This is a genomic window from Roseateles sp. AC306 (assembly GCF_979253795.1).
In genome coordinates this window covers 1-10,198 of sequence record NZ_CEEDEB010000034.1, presented here as the reverse complement: position 1 = coordinate 10,198, position 10,198 = coordinate 1, and the positions used below count along the sequence as shown (strand labels likewise).

Annotated in this window: 10 protein-coding genes; 1 reads left to right on the top strand and 9 read right to left on the bottom strand. The window is 68.6% G+C overall.

Annotated elements, in window-relative coordinates; translation table 11 throughout:
- The 9 genes from AC0IZJ_RS28180 to AC0IZJ_RS28140 form a co-directional block, all read right to left on the bottom strand.
- Positions 1–966, bottom strand: a 966-nt coding sequence (locus AC0IZJ_RS28180; protein ID WP_471855552.1) for a DMT family transporter, incomplete at its 3' end; no start/stop codon positions are given.
- A 15-nt stretch (positions 967–981) separates the two neighbouring features.
- Positions 982–1,485: a hypothetical protein gene (locus AC0IZJ_RS28175; RefSeq protein ID WP_471855550.1), complete on the bottom strand. Its 504-nt coding sequence runs from the start codon at positions 1,483–1,485 to the stop codon at positions 982–984.
- A gap of 8 nt (positions 1,486–1,493) precedes the next feature.
- On the bottom strand, positions 1,494–1,874 hold the full coding sequence (locus AC0IZJ_RS28170; RefSeq protein ID WP_471855548.1) for a hypothetical protein: 381 nt from the start codon (positions 1,872–1,874) through the stop codon (positions 1,494–1,496).
- Between the two features lie 65 nt (positions 1,875–1,939).
- A complete protein-coding gene (locus AC0IZJ_RS28165) occupies positions 1,940–5,065 on the bottom strand; it encodes an efflux RND transporter permease subunit (RefSeq protein WP_471855546.1) in 3,126 nt (1,041 codons plus the stop codon).
- A 10-nt stretch (positions 5,066–5,075) separates the two neighbouring features.
- Positions 5,076–6,194 (bottom strand): efflux RND transporter periplasmic adaptor subunit, encoded by a 1,119-nt coding sequence (locus AC0IZJ_RS28160; protein ID WP_471855544.1) that lies wholly within the window; start codon positions 6,192–6,194, stop codon positions 5,076–5,078.
- On the bottom strand, positions 6,191–6,829 hold the full coding sequence (locus AC0IZJ_RS28155; protein ID WP_471855543.1) for a hypothetical protein: 639 nt from the start codon (positions 6,827–6,829) through the stop codon (positions 6,191–6,193). The genes AC0IZJ_RS28160 and AC0IZJ_RS28155 overlap by 4 nt, the downstream gene beginning before the upstream one ends.
- Positions 6,826–7,995, bottom strand: coding sequence for a TolC family protein (locus AC0IZJ_RS28150; protein WP_471855542.1), 1,170 nt, complete (start codon positions 7,993–7,995; stop codon positions 6,826–6,828). The genes AC0IZJ_RS28155 and AC0IZJ_RS28150 overlap by 4 nt, the downstream gene beginning before the upstream one ends.
- A 210-nt stretch (positions 7,996–8,205) precedes the next feature.
- A complete protein-coding gene (locus AC0IZJ_RS28145; RefSeq protein ID WP_471855541.1) occupies positions 8,206–8,568 on the bottom strand; it encodes a hypothetical protein in 363 nt (120 codons plus the stop codon).
- A gap of 22 nt (positions 8,569–8,590) precedes the next feature.
- On the bottom strand, positions 8,591–9,151 hold the full coding sequence (locus AC0IZJ_RS28140; RefSeq protein WP_471855539.1) for a TetR/AcrR family transcriptional regulator: 561 nt from the start codon (positions 9,149–9,151) through the stop codon (positions 8,591–8,593).
- A gap of 50 nt (positions 9,152–9,201) precedes the next feature.
- Here AC0IZJ_RS28140 and AC0IZJ_RS28135 point away from each other — a divergent pair.
- Positions 9,202–10,198: sterol desaturase family protein (locus AC0IZJ_RS28135; RefSeq protein ID WP_471855538.1), on the top strand; the 997-nt coding region annotated here is incomplete at its 3' end.

Here is a 10,198-nt window from a genome sequence, read left to right as displayed (position 1 = left end):
TTCGGGCATCGGATAGTGGGTATGGTCGTGATGCCCGTCGTCGTGCCGGTGCGCGTGCTCGTGTTCCAGCGCCTCGTGCTCATGCTCATGGGCATGCGACTCGGCGAGGTGCAGGGCGACGCCCAGAAGCATCAGCAGGCCACCCGCAGCCATGCCCCAGCCGGCGGAGCGGTCACCCAGGCCGAAGGCCAGTGCCGCGCCTATGAAGGGCGCAAACGCGAAGACTGAGCCGGTCCGGGCCGCGCCAAACTCGCGCTGGGCCAGCAGATAGAAGCGCAGGCTCAGGCCGTAACCGGTCGCGCCGACGCACATCAGCCCCGCCGCGGTGCCGAGACTGGGCATGGCCTCGCCCGCGATGAAGGCCAGCGCCGCCGTTGCGGCAGCGCCCAGCGCGGACTTCGCCAGCACGACCTGGCCAGGATCTCTTTCGGCGAGCGCTCGCGACAGCGTGTTGTCCGTGCCCCAGGCGGCTGTCGCCGCCAACACGGCGAGCAGGCCGATCCATTGGCCGCTTGACGCCAGGCCCTGGTCAAGGATGAGCAGCACGCCCCCAGCGAGCAACAGCAGCATCGCCGCCCAGACGCGCCGGTCCATGGTCTCGCCATAGAGGCGCCAGGCGAGCACGGCCGTGAAGAGGGCCTCCAGGGTCAGCATCAGCGACGCGCCGGTGCCGCTGGTGCGCTGCAACCCCCAGGCCAGCGCCACTGGGCCGATTACCGCGCCGAAGAGGGCGACGGCCAGCAGGCGCGGCACGTCCGCGCGGAGCACGCGCGCCTCCTTCTCCGCTTTCTGGCGCAGGAGTGCGCCGACGAGACCCGCGCCGGCATACAGCAGCGCCGCGGTCGTGAACGGTCCCAGCCCATAGCCGAGCTTCTGCACGAGGGGAGTGCTGACGCCGAACAGCGCCGCCGCCAGCAGGGCCAACAGGCCGCCGCGCAGCGCGGGAAGGGACAGGAGGCGGGACATACTCTGCTCCAGCCTTCAGGGCTGGCCGCCGTGCCGGACCAGGCGCTTGTGGAAGCCCGTGATGGTGACGGTGACCGTGACAGGCTGCTGGCTGCGGTTCTTCCAGAACCAGCCGTGCGTGCCAGCGAACGGCGCCATAAAGGTGCCGGCGCCCTGGCGCTGGCTGGCCTCGATGTCGTAGCTGGTGTACTCGTCCTTCGAGCCGGTCCGCTCGCCATGCAGGTCCACGGCCACGTCGGCACTGGCTGACCAGTGGAAGACCATGCCCTGGCCGGCGTCGAGTTCGGCCTGGACCTCGGCGCCCTTGCCCGCGGCCAGCGTCATGGTCACGGTCTCCGTGCGCGGCGCCGCGGCACTCGGCTTGACCGCCTGGGCATCGAAGCTCTGGCCGGCCTGCTTGCCGAATACGGCTTCGGCCTTGGTCGCGACTGCGGCGTTGTCTCGCACGGCGTCGGCGGCCCAGAGCGGCGCGCCCGCGGCCAGCAGCAGGCCCACAGCGATCATTCGTTTCGTCTTCATGGCGACCTTTACTTGATGGTGAAGCGCACCGTGGCGGTCTTGCCTTCCACGTTGTTCAGCACCGCGACGACCTTGGCGCCCTTGTCGATCTTCACGCCGGTGGCGCGCAGCTTGTTGCCTTCGGTGGCCTTGATGTCGACCTCGCTCTTCTGCGCGCCATTGAGCACGGTCAGCTTGCCGGAGATGCCCTTGGAAGGCATGTCTTCGTCATGGTCGACCAGATAGATGGTCGCGCCGTCGGCGTCGACCACCAACTCGAAGTTCACGTCGTTTGCGACCTGCACGATGCCGCCGTGGCGCGGTGCAGCCGAGCCGTGCGCCATCGCCGGGTTCATCGTCAGGGCGCCCATGCCCAACAGGGCGGCGATCAGTAGCTGTTTGGTCTTCATGGTGTTCATCTCCAATCGGGTGCGGCACTCTTGTGCAGGCGGCGCCGCATGGCCTCGTTGATTTGCTAGAACGCTTCCTGCGCTCCGGCAGTGGACTCGTCGTCCCGTAACAGCCGTGTCAAGGACCGCTCGCCCACCAGCCAGAAGATGACCGGCGTCAGCACCGTGTCCAGCAGCGTGGAGCTGACCAGGCCGCCGAAGATGACCACGGCCACCGGGTGCAGGATCTCCTTGCCCGGTTCATCGCCAGCCAGCAGCAGCGGCGTCAACGCAAAGGCCGCCACCAACGCCGTCATCAGCACCGGAGTCAGCCGCTCCAGCGAGCCGCGCACGATCATGGGCTGGCCGAAGCGCTCGCCATCGAAGCGGCACAGGTTGATGTAGTGGCTGACCTTCAGAATGCCGTTGCGCGTGGCGATGCCGGCCAGCGTGATGAAGCCCACCATGGTGGCGACCGAAAGCGTCACACCGGCCAGCCACATCGCGATGACGGCGCCGATCAGCGCCAGCGGGATGTTGGCCATGATGACGCCGGCCAGCACCGCCGAGCGGTAGCGCGTGTAGAGCACCAGGAACATCATCGCCAGCGAAATCAGCGACAGGCCGACGATGAGCTGGGTGGCCTGCTCCTGCGCCTGGAACTGGCCTTCCAGGCTGACGAAGGCGCCCGTGGGCAAGGTGGTCTTGGCAATGACCTGACGGATGTCCCCGATGACGCTCCCCATGTCGCGGCCGTCGGTGTTGGCGTAGACCACGATGCGCCGCCGGCCGTTCTCGCGGCCGATCTGGTTGGGGCCGTCGGCCTCTTCGACGGTCGCGATGCGGGACAGCGGCAGCCGGCCGGCCGGCGTGTCGATGAGGGTGCGCGCCAGATCCTGCGGGCCGCGCTGGTCGTCGGGCAGACGCAGCACCAGGTCGTAGCGGCGCTGGCCGTCCACGATCTGCGCGCCGTGAGCACCGTCGGTCAGCGCCTGCAGCACGCGCACCGCTTCGCCCGGCGACAGGCCGGCCTGGGCGACCTTGCGCTGGTCGAGCCGCACGGCAATCTGCGGGATCAGTACCTGCTTCTCCACCGTCAGGTCCACCAGACCAGGCACGCCGCTCAGCCCGGCGCGCATCTGCTCGGCCAGGCCGCGCAGTGTGTCGGTGTCGTCGCCATAGATCTTCACGGCGATCTGCGCCCGTACACCGGACAGCAGGTGGTCGAGCCGGTGCGAGATCGGCTGGCCGATGGCGACCTGGGCCGGCAGCGAGGCCAACTGGGCGCGGATCTTGGCCATCACCGCCTCGCGGTCGATGGGCTTGCCGCCGCGCCGCAGGTCCACGTCGATCTCGGAGGAATGCACGCCCTCGGCGTGTTCGTCGAGCTCGGCGCGGCCGGTGCGGCGGCCGACTTGCGTCACCTCGGCCACCTGGCCGATCAGCGTCTCGGCCAGAGACCCCATGCGGTTGGCCTCGGCCAGTGAGGTGCCGGGGTTGAACATCAGCGACAGCACCAGCGAGCCCTCGTTGAAGGCCGGCAGGAAGGCGCGCGGAAAGAAGGGCACGCTGGCTGCGGCCGCCGCGACGGCGATGGCGGCCGCGGCGATCAGCAGCTTGGCGCGCGGGAAGGACCACGCAAGCAGACGCGCGTCCCAGCCCTTGAGCCGCGCGACCAGCGGGCTGTCGCCATGGTCCAGCCGCTTCATGCGCGGCAGCAGGAAAGCGCTCAGTACCGGCGTGACCGTCATCGACACCAGCATGGACGCCAGGATGGACACGATGTAGGCAATGCCCAGCGGCGTGAACAGCCGGCCCTCGATGCCCGGCAGCGCGAACAGTGGCACGAAGACGAGGACGACGATCAGGGTCGCGTAGACGATGCCGGTGCGCACCTCGACGCTGGCGGCTCGCACGACCTCCAGCACGGGCCGCGGGTCGGCCAGCGCGCGGTTCTCGCGCAGGCGGCGCTGGATGTTCTCGACGTCCACCACCGCGTCGTCCACCAGCTCGCCGATGGCAATTGCCAGGCCGCCCAGCGTCATCACGTTGATGGACTGGTCGAGCAGGCGGAACACGAGCGCCGTCACCGCCAGCGACAACGGGATGGCGATCAGCGAGATCAGCGTCGTGCGCACCGACAGCAGGAAGGCAAACAGCACGATGGCCACCATGACGGCGCCGTCGCGCAGCGCGCCGGTGACGTTGGCGATGGAGGCTTCGATGAAGTCGGCCTGGCGGAACAGTACCTTGGGCGCGCTCAGGCCCTTGGGCAGGCCGGGTTTCAGCTCGTTGAGGGCTGTCTCGATCTGCTTTGTCAGCTGCACGGTGTCGGCCGCAGGCTGCTTCTGCACGCTGATGATGACGGCCGGCGCACCCTTGTAGCCGGCGTCGCCACGCTTTAGGCCAGCCGCGAAGCGCACGCTGGCGACCTGCTCCAGCAGGATGGCGCGGCCATCCTTCCAGGCGACAGCGATGCCTTGCAGGTCCTCGATGCGGTTGGTACGGCCGAGGTGACGGATCAAGTACTCGCGACTGTTCAGGTCGATGAAGCCGCCGCCCGCATTGCCGGCAAAGCCGCGCAGGGCCTGCTCGACCTGCGTCAGCGAGACGCCCAGCTGGGCCAGGCGCACGGTGTCGGGCTCGACGCGCAGCGTGCGCACCTCGCCGCCGATGGGGATGACCTGGGACACGCCGTGGATGGCGAGCAGCCGCGGCCGCAGCACGAAGTCTGCGTACTCGCGCGCCTGCATCGGTGTGGCCTGGCCTGCGCTGAGCGGGAGCGCGATCAGCATGACCTCGCCCATGATGGACGAGACTGGACCCATCGTCGGCGTGATGTCGCCCGGCAGTTGGCCGCGCAGCTGCGCGAGCCGCTCGGACACCTGTTGACGGTTGCGGTAGACGTCGGTGCCCCAGTCGAACTCGGCGTAGACGATAGACAGGCCGACACCCGAAGTCGAGCGCACCCGCGTGATGCCGGGCATGCCGTTCAGCGCCGTCTCGATGGGGAAGCTGACGAGCTGCTCGACTTCCTCGGGTGCCATGCCGCCGGCCTCGGTCAGCACAGTGACCAGCGGCTTGTTCAAGTCGGGGAAGACATCGACCGGCGTGCGCCAGGCGGTGAGGCCGCCATAGGCCATCAGCAGCGCGGCAATGGCCAGCACGAAGAGCCGGTTGCGCAGGCTGGTGTGGACGATCCAGTTGAACATGGTCGGCCCTTCAGCGGATCTGCGCGATGAGCGAGGCGCCCACGACGACGACGCGGTTGTCGGCCGCGAGGCCGCGCGTGACGAGCACGGTCTTGGCGTCCAGCGGCTTCACTTGCACCGGCTGTGGCGTGTAGCGCTCCGCGCCTGTTTTGATCCAGACGACGGCCTCGTTGACGGGGCTGCGCACGACGGCCTCAGCCGGCAGCACGATGCCCTTGGCCTTGTCCTTCATCGAGACGATGACCCCGACCGTCTGGCCGACGGCGAGCGATGTCGCTTGCCCGACCTTGTCCGCCTGGGCGCGGAAGCTCAACGGCAAGGTGCCGTCGCGCAATGCCCGCGGGACGCCGGCGAGTTGCAGCTTAACGCCGGTGACACCCGCCAACTCGGCGCCGGCGATGCGCTGGCCGAGCGTGACGTCAGCCGTCTGCGCTTCGACCATCAGCCGCGCCGGGTCGACGATGTCGACGAGCACGTCGCGCGCGTCGATGACCTGGCCGGCCATCAGTTCAGAGCGGGCAATGACGCCGGACACCGGCGCGCGCAGCGGCTCGCGCGCGTCGAGGCTCGCTGCGATGCTGCGCTCGCGAGCGGCCAGGGACTCGGCGTCCAGGCGGGCCGCCTCAATCTCCTTGCGCGGCACGGTGCCCTCCAGCCCTTCAAGGCGCTTCAGGCGTTGCTCGGCGAGCTGACGGCCGGCGCGCAGTTCGGCACGCTGGGCTTCCTGGTTGGCCTGGGCGAACGGCTCGGCATGGTGGTGCAGCCAGGCGAGGACTTCACCCTGGCGCACGACCTGGCCAGGAACCGGCAGGCCCTTGGGGCCAGGTTCGATGCGGCCGCCATGGCTGGCCTGCACGCGGCCGCTGGCGTTGGGGTCCTGCACCACGCGGCCAGGCAGCTCCAGCGTCGCGGCGGCCTCGGTCTCGGGTGCGAGCAGCGTACGGATGCCCATACGGCGCTGGGCCACCTTGGGCACGTTGACGCTGCCATCGGGCAGGCGCACGAGACCTGATGCATTGGTCGGGCCGGCCTGGTCAAGGTGTTCGCCATTCGGGCCGTGTGCACCGGGGCCGGCCAGGCCAGCCGTGGCGGCCAGCAACAGGCCGAGAGTCAGCAGCGGGCGCTTCATGCCTGGCCTCCGGTCCAAGTCTTGTTGCCAGGGCGGCGGCGCCAGGCAGCGACGGCAATCAACACGACGGCAATCAGCCCCATGCCGATCCAGAGCTTTCGCGAGCCGCTGGTGTGTTCGTGGCCGTGGTCATCTGCGCCAGCGTGGTCATGCGCGTGCGGCGCCTCGGCGGCGGCCTGGGCCTGCTCGGCCGTGACCTTGAGGGTCGCGTCGAGCAGGTCCGACTCGTTGCCGTGGATGACGGTGATGACGATGGCGTGCTCGCCGGGCTTGCTGAGCAGCTTCAGCATCGCCTCGTCGGCCACGGCGTAGTCGCCGATGTCGTCATGGAAAGGGGCCTTGGCCTTGAGGCCGCCGGACTCGACTTCAACCTGGGCGTTGAGCACTGGTTCATTTGTCGCGAAGCGGTCGATGAGCATCGAAAACTCGCCGCCGCCCAGGTTGGCGACCAGCTCGAACTGCTCGCTCTTGGTCTCGATGCGCGGGCGGCTGCCGCTGGGCGCCGCGGCTGCCGTCGGGCCGTCGAGGTGTTCCCCGTTGGGGCCGTGAGCGCCTGGGCCAGCGACGGCGCCGAGACTGAGGGTGGCTGCGAGCGCGGCCGTGGCCAGCGTGCGCATCAGGGAGATGCGGGTCATGGGAGAAGTCCTTGGGCTTGTTGGAGCCGCGCCTGGGCGAGGCGCAGATGGGCTTGCTGGCGTTCGCTGGCGGCCTCGGCCTGTGCGGCAGCACTGAGGGCGCGCAGCAGTTCGGGCAGCGGCGATTCGCCGGCCTTGAAGGCCTTGTCGATGTGGCCGGCGCGCTCGCGCAGCAGGGCCGCGCGCTGGGCTTCGAGGCGCGACTGGGCTTCGGCAGCTCGCAGCTGGCTGCGGGCCAGCTCCAGCTCGGCCGCCAGCCGGTCGCGGGTGCGCTGTTGCTGGGTCAGGGCCAGGTCGACTTCGGACAGAGCTGCAGCGATGCGCGGCTGGGCGTGCGTCTCGGCGCCGAAGGGCAGGCGCAGTGCAACGCCAATGCTGTTCAGCGCCGGGTTGCCCTGGCCGGGGCGTTCCTGGCGGAGGTTGACCCCCAGCTCAGGGCCATCACCGCGTTGTGCCTGCGCCAGCGCCAGCTTGCGCTGCGCGCGCTCCACGGCACGCGCGGCGAGCTGCAACTCAGGATGGGCGTCGGTGACGTCAAAGTTTTCGCCAGCCGCCGGGGGCTGAAACGGAGCGGCGACGGCAAGACCCGTCAGCAATTGCCACTGGGCCCGCTGGGCGCGCAGCCTTTGCTGAACCTCGGCCTCCTGGGCCTGGCTGGACAGCCATTCGGCGCGGGTCGCCATGGCGTCGGCCGGGGCCAAGTCGCCGGCCCTGACGCGGCGGTCGACGTCCTCGGTCAGGCGGCCCAACAACTGGCTTTGCAGGGCGGCTTGGCGTTGCTCGGCTTCCAGCCCGTTGAGCTGTCCGAGGGCTTCACGCACTTGGCCGGCGACGCGCAGGCGAGCGGCCTGCTCGGCTGCAACGCTCCAGTCGAGTTCGGCTTGGGCGGCCTGGCCGGCGGTCGCGCGGGCGCCGATGCGCCACAGAGGCAGGGCGACGCCGACCTCGGTTTCGCGCTGTCCGTCGGCGGCGCTGCCGCGGCCTTCACGTTGGGACAGCTGAAGGGCTGGCGGAGCAGCGAGCCAGCTGCCGGCGACGGCCTGGTCGGCCCGGGCCTGGCGCTGCTGGCCTTGGGCCTGCGTGGCCTCGGCGGAACGCTGCCATGCGGCGTCGACGGCCTGGGCCAGGCTGGGTCGGCTGGTCGCGAGCGAGGCGGGGGTTGGCACGGGCTGGGCCTGCGCGGCACAGGCGAGCGCGCTGGCAGCAAGGGCGCTGCCGGCGAGCCATGGAGCGAACCATGGGTGGGGTTTCACGATATTCCTGATGCGAAAGGAGCGGCGACCCGCCCGGCACCGGCGCAGGGCCGGTGAGGCGAAAGAGGTCACCGCTGGAGCGACAGACGGCCGCGCGTCACCACGCGCGGGTCGCGGCGGAGATCAGGACAGGGTTTTGGGTGGCCGCTCGGGGCCGGCAAGGCAGGGCGGCGGCGGCGGCGCCACAGCGATCTGCGCTGGCATCGCCGGCGGCAGCTGCGGTAAGCGCAAGTCGACCCACGTGATCAAGACTGGCGCATTGAGACCGCAGTCGCTGGCCAGGTGCTGGGCCGAGGCCAGCGATTGGTCCTCATGAACGCCGTTGGTGTCGCCGTCATCATCGTGATGGTGACCCTGAGCCTCGAAGTGCATCAGCGCATGCTCCTGCTCTTCATGGTCGGCAATCACCACGGCAATGCCAGCATGAGCCAGCGCTTGCCAGCACATGCAGAGCATCAGGATGAAGGTCGTGAATCCACGGCGCATGGGCGTCAGTTTAGCGGAGGGCTCATTTGAGGAGCATGGGCGCGTCCAAGACTGCCGTGCTCCATTGCCTGAACAGCGCTTCGATCTCCCGTGGCTTGTGCGGCCGATTACTGCCCAGCCACCAGATGAGCAGTTCGAACAGCGCGCCGGCAAGATAGTGCGCTCGCGCCGTGGCTTGCCACGTCCTCCGAGACGGCGGCAGGTCGGACAGGATCATCTCCATCAGAAGCTCGCGGAATCTATCCTGCACGTACTGAGCCGAGCGCCTCACGAGCAGGGCGCGAAACAGCTCCTGCATCTGATGCACATGGGCCACCAGGCCGGGCACGAAAGCAAGCGGGCCAGGCGGCAGGCATTCGGCTTGCATCAGCAACGCGCCCCTGAGCCCGGCGAAGCTGGCCTTGAGCAACTCCTCCTTGTTCGGGAAGTGTTGATAGAAGGTCGAGCGGCCGACGTTGGCACGCGCGCACAGCGTCTGCACATCGATCTCATCCCAGCCGCGTTCCTGCATCAGCGCGATCAGCGCCTCTCGCAGCGCTGTGCGGGTCCGTTCGACGCGGCGATCAACGCCAGAACCGGGCATGGAGTCTCCTGAACACGATCAACGTTTGTGTCTGCTACTGGACGAGCGCAGTGCGGTTGTTCTTCTATGAACGACGGCCGATGCAGAGCATGGCGACCTGTCTTCCATTTCCGGGCACGCTGTCCATGATCGGAGTTTCCATGCAAGCGACCAGCCGGCCCAAGCGGTTTCTCGACAGCTTCATCAGCTATGCCTTCTATCCGTTGCTGCTCGCCGCGACGCTGCTGCTATTTGCAGCCTCAGTCCTGAAAGGATGGAAACTCGCAACGGTGTTCGCTTGGATGGCTGGCGTGCGGTTCGCGCTGCTGCTGGCCGTCGAGTTCCTTCTCCCCGCCCGGCCCGAATGGCGCATGACCTGGCGGAGCTTCTGGCGCGATCTGAAGTACATGGCCGTCAACGGCGGGACCGCCGGCGCGCTCAAGTTCGGTCTGGGTTGGCTGGCGCTGGACATGAGCCGCCTGAACACCGGCTTGGTCACAGGCACGCCGGCCGCAGTCGAGTTCGTCGCCGTGCTGCTCACCTTCGAGTTCTTCCAATACTGGTACCACCGCATCAGCCACGAGCCGCGCGGGCCGATCAGCACTTGGCTATGGAAGCTGCATGTCGCCCATCACCTGCCGGACAAGGTCTACCTGCTGATGCACCCGGTGGGCCACCCGCTGAACTTCATCGTGTCCCTGGCCATCGTGCAGCTGCCGCTGGTGGCGCTCGGGGCACGGCCGGAAACGCTGTTCCTGTTCAACGCGCTGATGGGACTTCAGGGGCTGGTGTCCCACTTCAACGTGAACATCAAAGCTGGGCCGCTGAACTACCTGCTTGTCGGTGCGGAGCTGCACCGCTTCCACCACAGCGCCAAACTCGATGAAGCAAAGAACTTCGGCGTGCTGACGCCGTTCTGGGATCTTGTCTTCGGGACGTTCCGCTACGACAGCAAACGTCTGCCGGAGGCGCTTGGCGTCGTGGACCCGCAGCTGTACCCGGCAAGCACGGACATTGGTAGCGTCCTGATGCTGCCTTTCCGGCCCAAAGCGAACAGGCAAATCGCGC